This is a genomic window from Agromyces albus (genome assembly GCF_004134825.1).
Classification (GTDB): Bacteria; Actinomycetota; Actinomycetes; order Actinomycetales; family Microbacteriaceae; genus Agromyces; species Agromyces albus.
Genome location: NZ_SDPN01000045.1, coordinates 1 through 19645, shown reverse-complemented (window position 1 = coordinate 19645; position 19645 = coordinate 1). Strand labels below are relative to the sequence as shown.

Genomic DNA, 19645 nt, shown 5'->3' with positions numbered 1-19645 from the left:
TCATGAGCACCCTTCACGAGGTCTCGCGCGTCGAGGCCACCGAGTCGGCACCCACGCCGCGAACCTATGAGGTTCGCACATTCGGATGCCAGATGAACGTGCACGACTCCGAGCGGCTCAGCGGCTCACTCGAAGCCGCGGGCTATGTGCCCGCCGACGGCGCCGAGGCCGACATCGTGGTCATCAACACGTGCGCCGTCCGCGAGAACGCCGACAACAAGCTCTACGGCAACCTGGGCCACCTCGCGAGCGTCAAGCGCCGCCACGCCGGCATGCAGATCGCGGTGGGCGGCTGCCTCGCGCAGAAGGACAAGAACGTCATCCTCGAGAAGGCGCCATGGGTCGACGTCGTCTTCGGCACGCACAACATGGGGTCGCTGCCGAGCCTGCTCGAGCGTGCTCGCCATAACGACGAGGCGCAGCTCGAGATCCTCGACTCGCTCGAGGTCTTCCCCTCCACGCTGCCGACGAAGCGCGACTCCAGCTACAGCGGATGGGTGTCCATCTCCGTCGGCTGCAACAACACGTGCACGTTCTGCATCGTCCCGGCGCTGCGGGGCAAGGAGAAGGACCGGCGGCCCGGCGACATTCTCGCCGAGATCCAGGCCCTCGTCGACGACGGCGCGATCGAGGTCACGCTGCTCGGGCAGAACGTCAACTCCTATGGCGTCGAGTTCGGCGACCGGCAGGCGTTCGGCAAGCTGCTCCGCGCGGCCGGCGAGATCGACGGCCTCGAGCGCATCCGCTTCACGAGCCCGCATCCGGCTGCGTTCACCGACGACGTCATCGACGCGATGGCCGACACGCCAGCCGTCATGCCCCAGCTGCACATGCCGCTGCAATCGGGCTCCGACCGCATCCTCAAGGCCATGCGTCGCTCCTACCGCTCCGAGAAGTTCCTCGGCATCCTCGACCGCGTTCGCGCCCGAATCCCGAACGCGGCCATCTCCACCGACATCATCGTCGGCTTCCCCGGTGAGACCGAGGAGGACTTCCAAGAGACGCTGCGCGTCGTCGAAGCCGCTCGGTTCGCCTCCGCGTTCACCTTCCAGTACTCCATCCGGCCCGGCACGCCCGCAGCGACGATGCCCGACCAGGTGCCGAAGGCCGTCGTCCAAGAACGCTACGAGCGGCTCATCGCGCTGCAGGAGCACATCTCCTGGGAGGAGAACCTGCGCGTCGTCGGCCGACCGGTCGAGGTGCTCGTGGCCAACGGCGAAGGCAAGAAAGACGCAGAGACGCATCGCTTGAGCGGGCGCGCCGAAGACAGCCGGCTCGTGCACTTCGAAGTGCCCGCGGGGTCCGAGCTCCCGCGCCCCGGCGACGTGGTCTCGGTCACCGTCACGCAAGCGGCGCCGTTCCACCTCCTCGCCGACTCCGCCGACGACGCTCCGCTCCGCATCCGCCGCACGCGAGCCGGCGACGCGTGGGACCGCGCGCAAGCCGAGAGCTGCGGCGTGCCGGCGACCTCTGAGGCATCCGCTGCCGGTCGCGTCTCGCTCGGCCTCCCCACATTGCGCGCACGTGGCACCGAGCCGCTCGTGGCTCCCGGCGTCGGCACCATGCCCATCTACGACCCCACCGACGCCGAACGCTGACGTGACCCTCATCGCGATCGTCGGCGCCACGGGCACCGGCAAGTCCGACTTCGCGCTCGACCTCGCCGAGGCGTTCGGCCGGGTCGGCCGCGTCGCCGAAGTCGTGAACGCCGACGCGATGCAGCTCTATCGCGGCATGGACATCGGCACCGCGAAACTCACGGAAACTCAGCGACGGGGCGTGCCGCACCACCTCCTCGACGTGCTCGACGTCACCGAGGAGGCATCCGTCGCGGCCTACCAATCGAGTGCTCGGAGCGTCATCGACGAGATCCTCGCGCGTGACGGCGTCGCCCTCCTCGTCGGCGGCTCCGGACTCTACGTGTCGTCGGTGATCCATGACTTCCGATTCCCCGGCACGGATGCCGCATTGCGGGCGCGGCTCGAGCAGGAGCTCGCCGACCAGGGTCCGGGTCTCCTGCACGCCCGGTTGCGTGCGATCGACCCTGAGACCGCCGCGAGCGTCGACGCGCAGAACGGCCGACGCATCGTGCGCGCTCTCGAGGTGATCGAGCTCACGGGGGAGCCCAAGGCGGCGCGGCTGCCCGACGAGCCGGTTCCGTGGCGCGAGCACCGTATCGTGCACCTTCGCAGCGACCGGGCGCGCCTCGTGCAACGTCTCGATGAGCGCACGGCCGCCATGTGGCAGGGCGGGCTCCTCGACGAGGTGCGCGGGCTCATCCCGCAGGGTATCGAGCGAGGGGTGACCGCGCGCCAGGCCATCGGCTACGCGCAAGCCCTCGGCGAGTTGGCAGGGCGGCTCACTCGCCAGGAGGCGATCGACGAGACGCGGCAACTCACCCGCACCTATGCGCGCCGCCAGGTCGCCTGGTTCAAGCGGTACCGTCACGCCGAGACGATCGACCCCGACGACGTCGTCGCCCGAGGCGCGGAACTGGCCCGTCAGGCGGCCATAGACTGACGTCATGTCGTTCGATCTGCGGTTCACCAAGGGACAGGGCACGGGCAACGACTTCGTGCTCTTCAGCGATCCCGAAGGCGACACCGAGCTCACTCCGACGCAGATCGCCGCGGTGTGCGACCGTCGTTTCGGCGTTGGCGCCGACGGGGTCATCCGAGCCGTGCGCTCCCGCAACCTCGACGACGGCGCTCCGGCGCTTGCCGCCGACTCCGACGCGACCTGGTTCATGGACTACTGGAACGCCGACGGCAGCGTGTCCGAGATGTGCGGCAACGGCATCCGCGTCTTCACGAAGTACCTCCTCGACCAGGGCCTCGCAGAGCTGCACCCCGGAGACTCCATCGCGATCGGGACGAGGGCAGGCGTTCGCACCGTCACGCCCAACCGCGCCGGATTCGAGGCCGACCTCGGCCGCTGGCGACTCGCAGGCGGAGAGCCGCTCGTTCGGGCGAAGAATCTTCCCGTCGCCCGGCCCGGCATCGGCATCGACGTCGGCAATCCGCACGTCGTCGTGGCGCTCGCCGACGACGCAGAGCTCGACGGGCTCGACCTCGCCTACCAGCCGATGCTCGAACCGGTGCCCGAAGCCGGCGCCAACATCGAGTTCGTCGTACCGGCCGATCCGCTCGTCGAAGACGGGGTCGGACGCATCCGGATGCGCGTGCACGAACGCGGATCGGGTGAGACGCTCTCATGCGGCACGGGTGCGGTGGCCGCGGCGCTCGCCGTGCGGCACTGGGCCGGCGCCGGCGCACCCGACGAATGGCGCGTGCAGGTGCCGGGCGGTGTGCTCGGCGTGCGCATGTTCGCGGGCGACGACGGAGAGCACGTCGCCCTGTCGGGCCCGGCCGAACTCGTGTTCGACGGCGTGCTCAGCCTCGCGTGAGGTCCGGGTTCGTGCCCTGACCCGGCGCAGGGTCGCCCGGCGCGCTGACCGTGAGGACCCGGTATCCCTTCGAGAGCTCGGCGCGATCGACCTCGAAGCCTTCGGGCAACGTCTCGTCGAGCCACCGCTGGAGCGAGTCCGAGCCGAGGTTTCGCTGCACGACGAGCCATGCGATCGCGTCGGCGTCGAGTCGTGGCAGCCAGCGCAGCAGGAGCGCGTGCAGTTCCGCCTTGCCGACGCGGATCGGCGGATTCGACCAGATGGTTGCGAAGCGGATCCCGTCGGGAACATCGTCGGGCAGCACGGCGTTGACATTGTCGAGGCCGAGGCGACGTGCGTTGCGTCGCACGAGATCGAGCGCCCGCTCGTTCACGTCGATCGCCCAGACGATCGCCTCAGGCGCCTTGACGGCGAGCGTCAGCGCAATCGGACCCCAACCGCACCCGACATCGAGCAGGTGCCCGTGCTGCGGGGGCTCGGACACGGTTCCGAGCAGCACCCGGGTGCCGGCGTCGATGCGTTCGGGACTGAAGACGCCGCCCGCGGTCTCGAGTTCGACCTCTCGGCCCACGAGTTGCACCCGGATGGTGCGGGGAGCGCGGCCGCTCCGCGGATTCGAGGAGAAATAGTGGTCCGAGGGCATACAGGGGAACCTATCGCAGCGATTGGAACTAGGGTTAACACGATGAATGAAGCCGAACACGACACCGCCGACGACGCCGTCGAGCGTGTGCTGAGAGGCGCAGCTTCCAAGGCGGGCGTCACGCGCTTCGGCGCACCCGCCGAAGCACTCATGGCTCCCGGGTCGGATGACGCATCCGCCGGCTCCACCGACGGCGAGCAGTACGAGCGCGAAGAGCGTGCCGCCCTTCGCCGCGTCAGCGGCCTCTCCACCGAGCTCGAAGATGTTACCGAGGTCGAGTACCGGCAGTTGCGGCTCGAGAACGTCGTGCTCATCGGCGTCTACGCACAGGGTGCGCAAGACGACGCCGAGAACTCCATGCGAGAGCTCGCCGCCCTGGCCGAGACGGCCGGCGCGCGCGTGCTCGACGGGCTGCTGCAGCGCCGTCCGAATCCCGACCCCAGCACGTACCTCGGCAGCGGCAAGGCCGAAGAGCTCCGGCATGTCGTCGCTGCACTCGGCGCAGACACCGTCATCGCCGACACCGAGCTCGCGCCCAGCCAGCGACGCGCGCTCGAAGACGTGGTGAAGGTCAAGGTCATCGACCGCACGGCCGTCATCCTCGACATCTTCAGCCAGCACGCGAAGAGCCGCGAGGGCAAGGCGCAGGTCGAACTCGCGCAACTCGAATACCTGCTTCCCCGCTTGCGCGGCTGGGGCGAGTCGATGTCGCGCCAGGCCGGTGGTCAGGTCGGCGGCGCCGGCGCGGGCATGGGCTCACGTGGTCCCGGTGAGACGAAGATCGAGCTCGATCGGCGCCGCATCCACACGCGCATGTCCCGCCTCCGCAAGCAGATCGTGGCCATGAAGCCCGCACGTGAGGCCAAGCGCGCGAACCGCAAGCGCAACGCGGTGCCGTCCGTGGCGATCGCCGGATACACGAACGCCGGCAAGTCGAGCCTGCTCAACCGCATCACGGGCGCGGGCGTGCTCGTCGAGAACGCCCTCTTCGCCACGCTCGACGCGACGGTGCGACGCAACACGACGGCCGACGGCCGCGTCTACACGATCGCCGACACCGTCGGATTCGTGCGCAACCTGCCGCACCAGCTCGTCGAGGCGTTCCGTTCGACCCTCGAAGAGGTCGCCGCCGCCGACCTGATCGTGCATGTCGTCGACGCGGCCCACCCCGACCCTGCGGGCCAGATCGCCACGGTGCGCGAGGTCATCGGCGAGCTCGGCGCTCGCGACATCCGCGAACTCGTCGTCTTCAACAAGGCCGACCTCGTGTCGCCTGAAGACCGGCTGGTGCTTCGCGGTCTCGAGCCCGACGCGATCTTCGCCTCCGCCCGCACGGGCGAAGGCGTGCGCGACGTGCTCGCGGCGATCGCGCGAATGCTGCCCGATCCCGCGGTCGAGATCGACCTGCTCGTGCCCTACGACCGCGGCGACATCGTGTCGACGCTGCACGAGACGGGTCGCGTGCTGTCGGTCGAGTACAACGAAGAGGGCACCCGCATTCGCGCGCTCGCATCGCCGGAGCAGGCGGCCCAGCTCGCCGAGTTCGCCGCCGCATCCGTCGTCGCCTGAGCTGCGTCACGCCGCGTCATTTGCGCGCGAGCGTCGCCTCGGGGGCGTATCGTCGCTCTTGATCGTTGGCGAGCGGCCGGATGCCGCCTCGCCTGGAGCGACCGCCGAGCCCGGCACCCGCCCGCGAGACCCACCCGCCGTTTCGGCCGGGGGACGCGGCCTGCCGTGCCTCCGCCGTCGCAGCATGCCACGCAGGAGCACCATGGCAGAGACCGGATCCGCCGCCGAGGGCGCGGACTGTCGGCCTCGACCGCCGATCTCGTTCGAGCTGTTCCCACCCCGAACGGATGCCGCGGCGCTCGCACTCGGCCGCACGATCGACCGCCTCGCCGAGGCTGATCCCGCGTTCATCTCCGTGACCTTCGGCGCGGGCGGCACCTCGCGCGACCGCTCGCTCACCGTGCTCCGCTACCTGCTCGCGCACACGAACGTCGAGCCGATGGCGCACCTCACGTGCGTCGGTTCCTCGCACTCCGAGGCCAACCGGCTCGTGCGCGAGTTCCTCGACGCGGGGGTCACGAGCTTCCTCGCCCTGCGCGGTGATCCGCCGGTCGGCGCCGACCCCGACGCCGGAATCGGCGATCTCGCGAGCGCTGCCGAGCTCGTGCAACTCATCCACCGCGTGCAGGAGGAGCGTGAGCCCTTCGCTCAGGTCGGCATGCCCGGCATGCCGGGCGCCTCTCGCATCCGGGAACGCGCTCGCCCCGAGCGAGTCGCGGTCGCGGCGTTCCCGACGGGGCATCCGCGATCGCGGGGGATCGCCCACGACGTCGACATCCTGCTTGCGAAGGAGATCTCGGGAGCGACCCTCGCGATCACCCAGCTCTTCTGGCGTGCCGACGACTACCTCACGTTCGTCGACCGCGCTCGCGCCGGCGGCGTCACGATTCCGATCGTCCCGGGCATCATGCCCGTCACCACGCCGGCCCGGCTCGCACGACTCACCGAGCTCACGGGAGTCGAGCCGCCGGCCGAGCTCGCCATCGACCTCGAGATCGAACCGGATGCCGCGGCTCAGGCCGAACTCGGCATCACCTTCGCCGCCCGGCTCGCCGCCGCAGTGCTCGAGGGCGGCGCACCCGGACTTCACCTCTACACCTACAACCGCCACGAGGTCGTGCTCGAGGTGCTCAACCGACTCGATCTCAGAAATCCCGACCAGCTCGTCAACGAGAGGAACACCACGCAACGATGACTGCATACGCCTTCCCCACGGGAACCATCCTCGGATATCCGCGAATCGGGCGGCGCCGCGAGCTCAAGCGCGCCGTCGAGGCCTTCTGGGCCGGCTCGATCGACGCCGATGAGCTCGAGCAGCGCTCGTTCGAACTCCGGGCGGCCACTCGCGAGCGCCTCGCCGAGCTCGGGCTCGGCCGTGACGACTCGTCGATCCCCGAGTCGTTCTCCTACTACGACCAGGTGCTCGACGCCGCGGTCGCGGTCGGCGCGGTTCCCGAGCGGTTCCGCCACCTGCTGGCCGACGACGGCAGCGTCGACCTCGCCACCTACTTCACGATCGCCCGTGGCGTGGGCGACGATGCGCCGCTCGAGATGACGAAGTGGTTCGACTCGAACTACCACTACCTCGTGCCCGAGGTCGGCCCCGACACCGACTTCTCCCTGCACGCCGAGCGCATCCTCGGCGAGTTCGCCGAGGCTCGAGCAGCCGGGTTCCTCACGCGCCCCGTCGTCGTCGGACCGGTGACGTTCCTCCTCCTCGCGAAGCCCGCCGACGGTGCGCCAGAGGGCTTCCGGCCGATCGACCGGCTCGCCGACCTCGTTCCGGTGTACGTCGAGCTCCTCGAGGAACTCGCCGAAGCCGGCGCCGAGTGGGTGCAGCTCGACGAGCCGGCGCTCGTGAGCGAGAGCATCGACGAGCCGCGCGATCGCGTGATCGACGCGATCGGCGTGGCCTACGACGCGCTCGGCGCTGCCGGACCTCGTCCCGCCATCTTCGTGGCCGCGCCCTACGGTGCCCTCGACGACGCTCTGCCCGCTCTCGCGGCGACGCCGGTCGAGGCGATCGGATTCGACCTCGTGCGCGGCTCGCTGCCCGAGCAGCTCGACCCGGCGACGAGCGAGTCGCTCGCCGCGAAGACGCTCGTCGCGGGCGTCGTCGACGGCCACAACATCTGGCGGGGCGACCTCGCCGCGGCATTCGAACGTGCCGAGGCGCTGCGCGCCCTCTCCGGTGCCGTCGCCGTCTCGAGCTCGACCTCGCTCCTGCACGTGCCGCACGACGTCGACGACGAGACCGAGCTCGACGCGCGTCTGGTCAGCTGGCTCGCGTTCGCCGACCAGAAGGTGGCGCAGCTCGCCGTGCTCGCACGCGGACTCGCCGAGGGTCGCGCGGCGATCGAGGAGGAGCTCGCAGCGGCATCCGCTGCCCTCGCCGACCGCAGTGCGGCACCGGGTGTTCGCGTGCCGACCGTGCGCGAACGTCTCGCGGCCCTCGCCGACGGCGACTTCTCCCGTGCCGCATACGCCGAGCGCGTCGCCGCCCAGGAAGCGCTCGCGCTTCCCGAACTGCCGACCACGACGATCGGCTCGTTCCCGCAGACGACCGACATCCGTCGCGCGCGCGCCGGACTCCTGAACGGCTCGCTCTCCGACGACGAGTACCGCACGCTCATGCGCGAGGAGATCGAACGCGTCGTGCGCCTGCAGGAGGAGATCGGGCTCGACGTGCTCGTGCACGGCGAACCCGAGCGCAACGACATGGTGCAGTACTTCGCCGAGCTGCTCGACGGCTTCGCCGTGACCAAGCACGGCTGGGTGCAGTCGTACGGCTCGCGGTGCACGCGTCCGTCGATCCTCTGGGGCGACGTGTCGCGGCCTGCGCCCATGACGGTCGAGTGGTCGACCTATGCGCAGTCGCTCACCGAGAAGCCCGTGAAGGGCATGCTCACCGGTCCGGTGACGATCCTCGCGTGGTCGTTCGTTCGCGACGACCAGCCGCTCGGCGACACCGCGCGGCAGGTCGCACTCGCGCTCCGCGACGAGATCGCCGACCTCGAGGGCGCGGGCATCCGCGTCATCCAGGTCGACGAGCCCGCGCTCCGCGAGCTGCTGCCGCTGAAGCGTCGTGACCAGCCGGCCTACCTCGACTGGTCGGTGGGCTCGTTCCGGCTCGCAACCGGCGGCGCGGCATCCGCGACCCAGGTGCACACGCACCTCTGCTACTCGGAGTTCGGCGTCGTGATCGATGCGATCCGCAACCTCGATGCGGATGTCACGAGCATCGAAGCCGCTCGCAGCCGCATGGAGGTGGTCGACGACCTCGCGACGAGCGGATTCGACCACGGCATCGGCCCGGGTGTCTACGACATCCACTCCCCGCGAGTGCCGAGTGCCGCCGAGGTGCAGGCGCTCCTCGAGCGGGCGGTCGCCGAGATCCCGGCGTCGCGGCTCTGGGTGAACCCCGACTGCGGCCTGAAGACCCGTGGCTACGCCGAGACGGTCGCGTCGCTCGAGCACATCCTCGAAGCGACTCGCGCTGTTCGGGCGCGCCTCGAGGCTCCGGCGCTCGTCGAGTAGCACTGCAGCGCTGGTAGGGCAGGGCGGATGCTGCGGGACCGGCATCCGCCCTGCCAGCTTGTTCCGCCGGCTTGTCCCGCGCACTGCCCCGAGCCGCGTCGTACTCGGCGGTTCCCCATGTGCCGTGGGGCGGGCGCACAGGAGCGCCGCCTATCGTCGGCCCATGCAACTCGCAGTCCGGGAATCAGGTGGCGGCGCCCGGACCGCGGTCCTCATCCACGGCATCATGTCGGACTCGCGAGCGTGGCACCGCGTCACGGCGGAACTCGAGTCGCACGACTTCCGTGTTCTCGCGGTCGATCTCGCCGGGCACGGCCGAAGCCCGAGGGCACGCCGCTATTCGCCGGCGGCGTGGGCGGACGACGTCGTCGAGACGCTCTCTCCACTGCTCGAGGGGCCGCCCGATCTCGTCATGGGACACTCCCTCGGCGCGCTCGTCGCGAGTCTCGTCGCCGATGAGCTGGCGCCGCGGGCCGCCATCTACGTCGACCCGGCGTTCTCGTTCCCTCGCGGCATCCGCGGCGTCGCCTACAAGCTCGCCTTCGCGATCGCACCGAGGCCGCCGCGCTCGGCGCTCGTACGGATGAACCCGAAGTGGAGCGCGGTCGACGTGGACATCGAGCTCGCGACGCTGCGCGATTGGGACAAGCGCACCATCCTCGGGTTCGCGGACACCCGGCCACTCGTGCCGCCCGTGCGACTCGTCGCACCCACGCTCGTCGTGCTCGCGGAGAAGAGCCTGCTGATCACCGCGAGGGTCGCCTCGCAGTTGCGACATCAGGGCATGACCGTGAAGACGCTGCGAGGCACCGGCCACACGGTCTTCCGCGACGACCACGGCGGGTTCATGGAGACAGTCGTGGCCTGGTTGCGGGGCATCGCGCCGCTTGCCGTACCCGAGGTCGCTGCGGTGCGCTCGCGGGCGTAGCGCTCGCTGGCCGAGCGCTCGATTCAGCTCAGACCGCGCGGAGCACGGCGACGATCTTGCCGAGCACCTCGGCGTGGTCTCCGACGATCGGCTCGAATGCGCTGTTGCGGGGGAGCAGCCACGTGTGGCCGTCGCGCTGGCGGAAGACCTTCACCGTGGCCTCGCCGTCGAGCATCGCCGCGACGATCTCGCCGTTCTCGGCGGTGCGCTGCGAACGCACGACCACCCAGTCGCCGTCGCAGATGGCCGCGTCGATCATCGAGTCGCCGACGACCTTGAGGATGAAGAGCTCGCCCTTCCCGACGAGTTGCCGGGGGAGGGGGAAGATCTCGTCGATCTGTTGCTCGGCCATGATCGGCACGCCGGCCGCGATGCGGCCGACGAGCGGCACCATTGCGGCATCCCCGACGGGCGTCGGCTCGAACTCGGACGGCGCGCGCGACTCGGAGTCGGGCACCTCGATGAGCACCTCGAGGGCGCGCGGACGATTGGGATCGCGGCGCAGGTAGCCGGCGAGCTCGAGCTGGTTGAGCTGGTGGGTGACGCTCGAGAGCGAGGAGAGGCCGACGGCGTCGCCGATCTCACGCATGCTCGGCGGGTAGCCGCGACTCGACACCGACCGCTGGATCATCTCGAGGATGGCGACTTGCTTCGCGCTCAGGCTCTTGCGGCGGCGCGCTCGCCCGGAATCGCGCGCTTCGTCGATGTCGGTGCTCAACGTCTCCGCCCCTCGTTGCGGCCGCACGGCGACCGGATGTCGGTGGTATCTGATCGACTGGGGTCGAACATTCGAAACTGTATCCGCCTTACGCGGGTGCGGCAAACATTCGTTCGAGTGTGTCGCGGTATTCGCGGGCGGATCTTTCTCGCGCGTGGGTGCTTGCGGCATCCGACATTCGAAGATACATTCGGAACAGAGATTCGCATCCGGCCCTCCCGGCCGAGGGCCGGATGCGTCTCCCACAGGAGGTGTGAGATGAGTGCAACGATCGTGACGACCGGATTCAGCACGGCGGCGATGCCGCGACAGAGCGCCACGTCGGCTGCCGGCGGGCAAGCGCACGCACGGCTTCGGCTCACCCGCCGTGGGCGCATCGTGTTCACGGCCCTCGCTGCCGTTCCCGTCGTCGTATGGGCGTTGGTGACGGTGCTCGGCGCCGGCGGCGCGGCCGCAGAGGTCGACGCAACCGGAGCGATGTTCGAGTACGTCACGATCGACCAGGGCGACTCCTTGTGGGCCATCGCCGAGTCGATCGCTTCCAACGGCGACCCTCGTGTCGTGATCGACGAGATCATCAGGCTCAACGGGCTTGACGGCGCGGTCGTCGAGCCGGGCCAGCGACTCGCCCTCCCCGTCGTGCCCTGACCGCTCCGCGGTGGGGGCTGTGCGGTGAAGATGGCCAGTGCCGCGTGGCTAGCATGGAACGGTGACGAGTCTCGACGAGCTCCCCATCCGTGACGACCTTCGCGGCAAGTCGCCGTACGGCGCTCCGCAGCAGACCGTGCCGGTCGCGCTCAACGTGAACGAGAACACGCATCCGATCCCTGAAGATGTCGCTCACGACATCATCGCCCGCGTCGCTGCGGCGATCCTGCACTTGAACCGATATCCCGATCGGGAGTTCACCGAACTCCGACGATCGTTGGCCGAGTACCTCGGCCACGGGCTCGAAGCAGCGCAGATCTGGGCGGCGAACGGATCGAACGAGGTCTTGCAGCACATCCTCCAGGCCTACGGCGGGCCCGGCCGTGTGGCACTCGGCTTCTCCCCGACGTACTCGATGTACGGGCTCCTCGCGTCCGGCACGGGCACCGGCTGGATCATGGCGGCGCGCGACGACGAGTTCGAAGTGAGCACCGAGACGGCGGTCAGGGCCGTGCAGGAGCACGATCCCGACGTCGTGCTCCTCTGCGCACCGAACAACCCGACGGGCACGCCGCTCGCGCTCGACACGATCCGGGCGGTGGCCGATGCGGCCCGAGGCGTCGTCGTCGTCGACGAGGCGTACTTCGAGTTCGCGGAGCCCGGCACCCCGAGCGCCCTCACACTGCTCGAGGGGCGACCGCGCCTCCTCGTCTCCCGAACCATGAGCAAGGCGTTCGCGTTCGCCGGAGCCCGCGTCGGCTACCTCGCCGGCGACCCCGCCGCGATCGACGCGCTCCGGCTCGTGCGCTTGCCCTATCACCTCTCTGCACTCACTCAGGCGGCCGCCCTCGGCGCTCTCGCGCACTCGAGCGAGATGCTCGCGATGGTCGACGAGATCCGCGGGCAGCGCGAGCGCATCTCCGCCGAGCTCTCGCGCCTCGGGTTCCACCCGTACCGCAGCGGTTCGAACTTCGTGCTCTTCGGTGGCGTCGACGAGCCGCACGCCGTGTTCGAGGCACTGCTCGAGCGCGGCATCCTGATCCGGGAGATCGGCATTCCGGGGCACTTGCGCGTGACCGCCGGCACCGAGGCGGAGACGAGCGCGTTCCTCGAGGCGATCGCGCTGTTCGCGCCCGAACGCCCGAATAGGATTGCCGTATGACCCCTGCGAGCGCACCGCGCACCGCCCGTGTGCAACGCGAGACGAGCGAATCGAGCATCGATCTCTCGATCGACCTCGACGGCACCGGGGTGAGCGACATCGAGACGAGCGTGCCGTTCTTCGACCACCTGCTCACCGCCTTCGCGAAGCACTCGCTCACCGACCTCACGGTGCGTGCCCGGGGCGACATCGAGATCGACGTGCACCACACGGTCGAAGACGTCGGCATCGTGCTCGGCCAGGCCATTCGGCAGGCGCTCGGCGACAAGCGCGGCATCTCGCGCTACGGCGACGCGCTCGTGCCGCTCGACGAGGCGCTCGCGCAAGCCGTCGTCGACATCTCGGGTCGGCCGTACCTCGTGCACACGGGCGAGCCCGCGGGCTTCGAGTTCCACCTCATCGGCGGGCACTTCACCGGGTCGATGGTGCGCCACGTCTTCGAGGCCATCGCGTTCAACGCCGCCCTCACGGTGCACGTGACGGTGCTGGGCGGCCGCGATCCCCACCACATCGCCGAAGCCGAGTTCAAGGCGTTCGCGCGTGCGTTCCGCTTGGCGAAGGCGCTCGATCCGCTCGTCGCCGGCATCCCGTCGACGAAGGGCGCGCTGTGACCCGCACGCCTCGCGTGGTCGTGCTCGACTACGGGTCGGGCAACGTCCACTCGGCCGCGAAGGCGCTCGAGCGCGCCGGAGCCGACGTCGAGCTCACCGCCGATCGCGCCGCGGCGCTCGAGGCCGACGGACTCGTCGTGCCCGGCGTCGGTGCGTTCAGCGCCGTGATGAACGCCCTGCGAGCTGTGCGCGGTGACGAGATCATCGACCGCCGCCTCGCAGGGGGCCGCCCGGTGCTCGGCATCTGCGTGGGAATGCAGGTGCTCTTCGAGCGCGGAGTCGAGCGCGGCGTCGACACCGAGGGGCTCGGCGAGTGGCCGGGCATCGTCACCGAGCTTCCGGCGCCGGTGCTCCCGCACATGGGCTGGAACACCGTCGAGCCTGACGAGGGATCCGCGCTCTTCGCGGGCCTCGAGGGCGAGCGGTTCTACTTCGTGCACTCGTTCGCCGCGCAGGAGTGGCTGCTCGACGTCCAGCCGCCATACCCGCAGCCGAGGCTGACCTGGTCGGAGCACGGCGGGCGCTTCCTCGCGGCTGTCGAGAACGGCCCGCTGTCGGCGACGCAGTTCCACCCCGAGAAGTCGTCGGATGCCGGCATCCGGCTGCTCGGCAACTGGCTCGGCACGCTCGGCTGAGGCACATACGGCGCAGTTCGCGCCGCTCCGATCCAATCGGACTAGGATGCTGTGACTGTGCCGATCGCCGCGCATCGCGGCTCGGAATCGAGGACAGTGAATGAGCGAGTTCAACAAGACCCCGGCCCTCGTGCTGCTACCTGCAGTCGACGTCGCGGGCGGCAAGGCCGTGCGCCTCACCAAGGGTGAAGCCGGCACCGAGACGAACTACGGCGACCCGGTCGACGCGGCCGTCGACTGGGCCGAGCAGGGCGCCGAGTGGATCCACCTCGTCGACCTCGACGCGGCGTTCGGCCGCGGGAGCAACGCGGGAATCCTGAAGAAGGTCATCCGGCAGGTGCGCGGCGTCAACGTCGAGCTCTCGGGAGGAATCCGCGACGACGCGTCGCTCGAGCACGCCCTCGCCATCGGTGCGAAGCGCATCAACCTCGGCACGGCGGCGCTCGAGAATCCCGAGTGGGCGGCATCCGTGATCGCCCAGTACGGCGACGCGATCGCCGTGGGCCTCGACGTGCGCGGCACGACGCTCGCGGCTCGCGGCTGGACGCAGGACGGCGGCGACCTCTGGCAGGTCATGGAACGCCTCGAGGAGGCGGGGGCGGCGCGCTACGTCGTCACCGACGTCACGAAAGACGGCACCCTGCAGGGGCCGAACCTCGACCTGCTCCGGCAGGTCATGGACCGCACGCACCACCCCGTGGTCGCATCCGGCGGTGTCTCGAGCCTCGACGACATCGTCGCGCTCCGTGAGCTCGTGCCGCTCGGACTCGAGGGCGCGATCATCGGAAAGGCGCTCTACGCCGGCGCGTTCACGCTGCCCGAGGCGCTGGATGTCGCCTCGCACTGAGCGCGAGCCCGGGCCCGGGTCCGACCCCGAGCCCGATGAAGGCCCGACGGATGCCGGCGCCGACTCGGCGGGCGTGCCTTGGGCCGGACGTTCGTTCGACTCGAACCCGCATGCCGCCGACGACGGCAGCGCGCCGACCGAGCTCGCCGACGCCCTGCGCAGGTTCCACGCCGGCGAGGCCGGCCAGGCGGCGGTCGTCGACGCGTTCGGCCGGTCGCGCCTGTTGATCCCGCTCCTCGCCGAGCTCGGCGACGGCGTTGCGGAGGTCGGCGCGCACGGGCTCGCCGTCGACAAGAGCCAGGAGCTCTCGATCGTGACCGTCGAAGGCCCCGACGGCCGGAAGGTGCTGCCGGTGTTCTCCTCGGTCGCGGCGATGTCGCGCTGGAATCCCGCTGCCCGGCCCGTTCCCGCCGACGGCGTGCGGGTGGCGCTTGCGGCCGCCGACGACGGCACCGACCTCATCGTCCTCGACCCGGGTTCCGAGACGGAGTTCGCACTGCGCCGGCCCGCGGTCTGGTCGGTTGCGCAATCGCTGCCGTGGCGTCCTCCGTTCGAGTCGCCCGACGTGCACGCCGCATTCGAGCGGTCGATCGGCACCGAGCTCGCGGTGCTCGGCGTCTCGCTGTCACCGGGCGACCCGACGGCCCGGCTCCGTGGCCCTGAACTCGTCGTGCGCCTCACGCTCGTCGCCGGCCTCACGCGGCAGGAGCTCGACGCGGTCCTGCAGCGGCTCGCGGCGCGCTGGGCGGCGGATGACGCGATCGCGACCCTCGTCGATTCGCTCACGGTCCGCCTCACCGGCGCCGGCGACTGATCCCGCGTTCGCCGCGTTTCCGGCTCCGTTCGACCGTGCGCGGCATCCGCAGTCCGAACCGGGGGCATTGACCCGGCGCGCCCCTGGGAGCACGATAGGAAGCGCGCGTCGGAGCGCAGAATCCAGGTCCGCCATGAGCTTTCAGACGCTGCGGTGGCAGAAGCCTGAGATGCCGGCTCAGGCGGCGGAGTCGGCGGCATCAGGTTGAATGGAGTCATGCCTGAGGCGCTCGACTCGTTCTCGCCCGCGACGCGGGCGTGGTTCACGGAGTCGTTCGCCGCGCCCACCTCGGTGCAGCATGGCGCGTGGCAGGCGATCGCGAAGGGCGATCATGCGCTCGTCGTGGCGCCCACGGGCTCGGGCAAGACGCTCGCGGCGTTCCTCTGGGCCATCGACCGCATGATCGCGGGTGGCGCAGAGGCGGCGGCCGCGGGAACCCGGGTGCTGTACATCTCGCCGCTCAAGGCGCTCGGCGTCGACGTCGAGCGCAACCTCCGGGCGCCCATCGTGGGCATAGCCCGCACGGCGATGGCGCACGGCTTGTCCGTGCCCGAGGTGACGGTCGGCGTGCGCTCGGGCGACACCCCGCCCGCCGAGCGGCGCACGCTTGTGAAGCATCCGCCCGAGATCCTCATCACGACTCCCGAGTCGCTGTATCTCATGCTCACGTCCTCTGCTCGTGAAACGCTCGCGGGAGTCGACACGGTCATCGTCGATGAGATCCACGCACTGGCGGGTTCGAAGCGCGGCGCGCACCTCGCGCTCTCGCTCGAGCGCCTCGACTCACTCGCGGCGCGACCGGTGCAGCGCATCGGGCTCTCGGCCACGGTCAGGCCTCACGAGGAGGTGGCTCGCTTCCTCGCCGGCGCACGGCCGGTGTCGATCGTCGCCCCGCCGAGCGGCAAGCGGTTCGATCTGAGCGTCACGGTGCCGGTCGACGACTTGTCCGATCTCGCCGGCGAGTCGGGCTCGGGATCGGTCTGGCCGCACGTCGAGGCGGCCATCCTCGACGAGGTGCTCGCGCACCGATCCACCATCGTGTTCGCGAACTCACGGCGCCTCGCCGAGCGGCTGACGGCGAGGCTCAACGAATTGTGGGCCGAGCGCATCCCGGTGCCCGTCGGCGCGGCCGTCTCAGAGGTCGACGCCCCGGTGCTGGTTCCGGCGGATGCCTCCCAGGCACCCGTGCGCCCGCCGGCAGAGGCCGTGGGCGCGTCGGGCATCACCGGCGGTGCCGCGCCCGTGCTCGCCCGCTCCCATCACGGCTCGGTGAGCAAAGAGGAGCGGGCCCTCGTCGAGGAAGACCTGAAGTCCGGCCGGTTGCGGTGTGTCGTCGCGACGTCGAGTCTCGAGCTCGGCATCGACATGGGCGCCGTCGATCTCGTCATGCAGGTCGAGTCGCCGCCATCGGTCGCGAGCGGCCTGCAGCGCATCGGGCGCGCAGGGCATCAGGTGGGCCAGATCTCGAAGGGCGTGATCTTCCCGAAGCATCGGGCCGACCTGTTGCATTCGGCGGTCGTCGTCGAACGCATGGCCGCCGGTTCGATCGAGGCGATGCGCGTGCCGACGAACCCCCTCGATGTGCTCGCGCAGCAGACGATCGCCGCCTCTGCGGTCGACGAGTGGGACGTCGAGGAGTGGTTCGACGTCGTGCGTCGCGCGGCACCGTTCGCCACGCTGCCCCGATCGGCGTTCGATGCGACCCTCGACCTGCTCGCCGGGCGCTACCCGTCCGACCGCTTCGGCGAGCTGCGCCCCCGGATCGTGTGGGATCGCGATGCCGGCACGTTCGTGGGCCGTCGCGGCGCACAGCGCCTCGCCGTCACGAGCGGCGGCACCATCCCCGATCGCGGTCTCTTCGGCGTCTTCATGGTCGGCGAAGCCGGACCCGGGCGACGCGTCGGCGAACTCGACGAAGAGATGGTGTACGAATCGCGAGTCGGCGACGTCTTCGCGCTCGGGGCCACGAGCTGGCGCATCCAGGAGATCACGCACGACCGGGTGCTCGTCTCGCCCGCGTTCGGCGAGCCCGGCCGGCTCCCGTTCTGGAAGGGCGACGGAATCGGCCGACCGGCCGAGCTCGGCGAGGCCATCGGGGGATTCATTGCCGACCTCGCGAACTCGCCCGCCGAGGCGGGCGTGGCGAGGTCGCGTGCCGCGGGCCTCGACGAGCGCGCCGCACAGAACCTGCTCGCGTTCATCGACGACCAGCGGGGTGCAACGCGCATCGTGCCCGACGCGACGAACCTCGTCGTCGAGCGCTTCCGCGACGAGCTCGGCGACTGGCGCATCGTGCTGCACTCGCCGTACGGCATGCGGGTGCACGCACCGTGGGCGCTCGCCGCGGGCGCTCGAGTGCAGGAGCGGTTCGGCGTCGACGCGAACGCCGTGGCGAGCGACGACGGCATCGTGCTGCGCATGCCCGACACCGCCGACGAGCCGCCAGGGGCCGAGCTGTTCGCGTTCGAGGCGGCCGAGCTCGCCGAGCTCGTCACGCTCCACGTCGGCGGGTCGGCGCTCTTCGCATCACGGTTCCGCGAGTGCGCCGCGCGAGCACTGCTCCTGCCGCGGGTGAACCCCGGCAAGCGCTCGCCGCTCTGGCAGCAGCGCCAGCGCGCCTCGCAGCTCCTCGAGGTCGCTCGCGACTTCCCCGACTTCCCGATCGTGCTCGAGGCCGTGCGCGAGTGCCTGCAAGACGTCTACGACCTGCCGGCGCTCACCCGGCTGGCCGAGCGCGTCACCGCTCGCGAGATCCGCTTCGTGGAGGTCACCACCGAGGTGGCGAGCCCGTTCGCCTCGAGCCTCCTCTTCGGATACGTCGGCGCGTTCATGTACGAGGGCGATGCGCCGCTCGCCGAGCGTCGCGCTGCTGCGCTCTCGCTCGATCCCGCCCTCCTTGCCGACCTGCTCGGCACGATCGAGCTGCGCGAGCTGCTCGATCCCGAGGTCGTCGACGAGATCGAGCGGATGCTGCAGCGCCTCGCCCCCGAACGCGCCGCCCGCGGCGACGAGGGCGTCGTCGATCTCCTCCGAGATCTCGGTCCGCTCACGGCCGAGGAGGTCGCCGAGCGCGTCGACGGCGAGACGGATGCCGCAGCGGCGCTCCACGCGCTCGTCGAAGCCCGGCGCATCGCCGTCGTGCGGTTCGCGGGCAGCCCGTGGTTCGCGGCAGTCGAAGACCTGAGCCGGCTGCGCGATGCGCTCGGCGTGCCGATCCCGCCCGGCCTGCCCGAGGTGTTCGGCGAGCCCGTTCGCGATCCGCTCGGCGACCTCGTGAGCCGGTTCGCCCGCACGCACGGCCCGTTCACCGCGAACGCCGTGGCCGAACGGTTCGGCATCGGCGCCGCCGTCGCCGCGTCCGCGCTCGGGCGCCTCGCCGCCGAGCGCCGGGTCGTCGAGGGCGAGTTCTCACCTCGTGGCACTGGAACGGAGTGGTGCGACAGCGAGGTGCTCCGGAGGTTGCGGCGCCGGTCCCTCGCGGTGCTGCGCAACGAGATCGAACCGGTCGTGCCCCGCGAGTACGCGCGGTTCCTTCCCGAATGGCAGCATGTGGGCGGCAGGCTCCGCGGCGTCGACGGAGTCGCTGCGGTGATCGAGCAGCTCGAGGGTGCCCGCATCCCCGCCTCGGCGTGGGAGGCGTTCGTGCTCCCTGCCCGGGTGTCCGACTACCGACCCGACATGCTCGATGAGCTCACCGCCTCGGGCGAGGTCGTCTGGGCGGGCGCCGGCACCCTCGCGGGCGACGACGGCTGGCTGAGCCTGCACCTCGCTGAGACCGCGGAGCTCACCCTGCCCATGCCGGCATCCGCGCCGCTCGATCCCATCGAGACTGAGCTGCTCGCGGTGCTCGGCACCGGGGGCGGCTACTTCTTCCGTCAGCTCGTCGAGTCGATCGGCGCCACCGACGAGCAACCGGTGGTCGACGCCCTCTGGCGGCTCGTCTGGGCCGGCCTGGTGACGAACGACACCTTCGCCCCGGTGCGCGGGCTGCTGGCCGTGGGCGGCGCGCACAAGACCGCCCCACCGACGCCGAGAGCCAGGCTGCGGGGCGGGTCGCTCTCCCGCCGGGCACTCGCGGCGAGCGTGACCTCCAGCCGAGCCGCGACGGCGCGGGCCAACCCCCCGCG

Annotated in this window: 16 protein-coding genes; 14 read left to right on the top strand and 2 right to left on the bottom strand. The window is 70.6% G+C overall.

The features are described from left to right. Positions 1-2: 2 nt before the first annotated feature. Genes miaB through dapF form a run of 3 tightly spaced genes read left to right on the top strand, consistent with a single transcriptional unit; the run spans position 3 to position 3406 of the window. Positions 3-1598: a tRNA (N6-isopentenyl adenosine(37)-C2)-methylthiotransferase MiaB gene (gene miaB, locus ESP51_RS17285; RefSeq protein ID WP_129522139.1), complete on the top strand. Its 1596-nt coding sequence runs from the start codon at positions 3-5 to the stop codon at positions 1596-1598. 1 nt (position 1599) lies between these two features. Further along, entirely contained in the window at positions 1600-2520 is a 921-nt protein-coding gene (gene miaA, locus ESP51_RS17280) for a tRNA (adenosine(37)-N6)-dimethylallyltransferase MiaA (RefSeq protein ID WP_129522138.1), read from the top strand. Between the two features lie 4 nt (positions 2521-2524). Then, the gene (dapF, locus tag ESP51_RS17275) at positions 2525-3406 is read left to right on the top strand and encodes a diaminopimelate epimerase (protein ID WP_129522137.1); all 882 of its coding nucleotides are present in this window, start codon (positions 2525-2527) and stop codon (positions 3404-3406) included. Here the strand turns inward: dapF and ESP51_RS17270 are convergent. Next, on the bottom strand, positions 3393-4049 hold the full coding sequence (locus ESP51_RS17270) for a class I SAM-dependent methyltransferase (protein WP_129522136.1): 657 nt from the start codon (positions 4047-4049) through the stop codon (positions 3393-3395). The genes dapF and ESP51_RS17270 overlap by 14 nt on opposite strands. A 42-nt stretch (positions 4050-4091) precedes the next feature. On the opposite strand from ESP51_RS17270, the gene hflX reads away from it, so the two are divergent. From hflX to ESP51_RS17250, 4 genes are all read left to right on the top strand, one after another. After that, positions 4092-5618: a GTPase HflX gene (hflX, locus tag ESP51_RS17265; RefSeq protein WP_129522135.1), complete on the top strand. Its 1527-nt coding sequence runs from the start codon at positions 4092-4094 to the stop codon at positions 5616-5618. A 202-nt stretch (positions 5619-5820) separates the two neighbouring features. Beyond that, positions 5821-6813 carry a methylenetetrahydrofolate reductase gene (locus ESP51_RS17260; RefSeq protein WP_129522134.1) on the top strand — a complete coding sequence of 331 codons (993 nt, stop codon included), beginning with the start codon at positions 5821-5823 and terminating at the stop codon, positions 6811-6813. Beyond that, positions 6810-9155 (top strand): 5-methyltetrahydropteroyltriglutamate--homocysteine S-methyltransferase, encoded by a 2346-nt coding sequence (gene metE / locus ESP51_RS17255; RefSeq protein ID WP_129522133.1) that lies wholly within the window; start codon positions 6810-6812, stop codon positions 9153-9155. Before ESP51_RS17260 ends, metE begins: the two co-directional genes overlap by 4 nt. 163 nt (positions 9156-9318) lie before the next feature. Further along, a complete protein-coding gene (locus tag ESP51_RS17250) occupies positions 9319-10083 on the top strand; it encodes an alpha/beta fold hydrolase (RefSeq protein WP_129522132.1) in 765 nt (254 codons plus the stop codon). A 28-nt stretch (positions 10084-10111) separates the two neighbouring features. Here the strand turns inward: ESP51_RS17250 and lexA are convergent, their stop codons facing one another. Then, entirely contained in the window at positions 10112-10801 is a 690-nt protein-coding gene (gene lexA / locus ESP51_RS17245; RefSeq protein ID WP_373426185.1) for a transcriptional repressor LexA, read from the bottom strand. A 258-nt stretch (positions 10802-11059) separates the two neighbouring features. On the opposite strand from lexA, the gene ESP51_RS17240 reads away from it, so the two are divergent. From ESP51_RS17240 to ESP51_RS17210, 7 genes are all read left to right on the top strand, one after another. Then, complete coding sequence (locus ESP51_RS17240) at positions 11060-11449, top strand: LysM peptidoglycan-binding domain-containing protein (protein WP_241843234.1); 390 nt, start codon at positions 11060-11062, stop codon at positions 11447-11449. A gap of 61 nt (positions 11450-11510) precedes the next feature. Next, positions 11511-12611 (top strand): histidinol-phosphate transaminase, encoded by a 1101-nt coding sequence (locus ESP51_RS17235; RefSeq protein ID WP_129522131.1) that lies wholly within the window; start codon positions 11511-11513, stop codon positions 12609-12611. After that, on the top strand, positions 12608-13222 hold the full coding sequence (gene hisB / locus ESP51_RS17230) for an imidazoleglycerol-phosphate dehydratase HisB (RefSeq protein WP_129522130.1): 615 nt from the start codon (positions 12608-12610) through the stop codon (positions 13220-13222). The genes ESP51_RS17235 and hisB overlap by 4 nt, the downstream gene beginning before the upstream one ends. Next, positions 13219-13857, top strand: a complete 639-nt coding sequence (hisH, locus tag ESP51_RS17225) for an imidazole glycerol phosphate synthase subunit HisH (protein WP_129522129.1) — start codon at positions 13219-13221, stop codon at positions 13855-13857. The genes hisB and hisH overlap by 4 nt, the downstream gene beginning before the upstream one ends. A 100-nt stretch (positions 13858-13957) precedes the next feature. Further along, positions 13958-14704, top strand: a complete 747-nt coding sequence (gene priA, locus ESP51_RS17220) for a bifunctional 1-(5-phosphoribosyl)-5-((5-phosphoribosylamino)methylideneamino)imidazole-4-carboxamide isomerase/phosphoribosylanthranilate isomerase PriA (RefSeq protein ID WP_129522128.1) — start codon at positions 13958-13960, stop codon at positions 14702-14704. Further along, the gene (locus tag ESP51_RS17215; protein ID WP_129522127.1) at positions 14688-15518 is read left to right on the top strand and encodes an SseB family protein; all 831 of its coding nucleotides are present in this window, start codon (positions 14688-14690) and stop codon (positions 15516-15518) included. The genes priA and ESP51_RS17215 overlap by 17 nt, the downstream gene beginning before the upstream one ends. Before the next feature lie 216 nt (positions 15519-15734). Further along, on the top strand, positions 15735-19645 hold a 3911-nt coding region (locus ESP51_RS17210), incomplete at its 3' end, for an ATP-dependent helicase (RefSeq protein WP_129522126.1).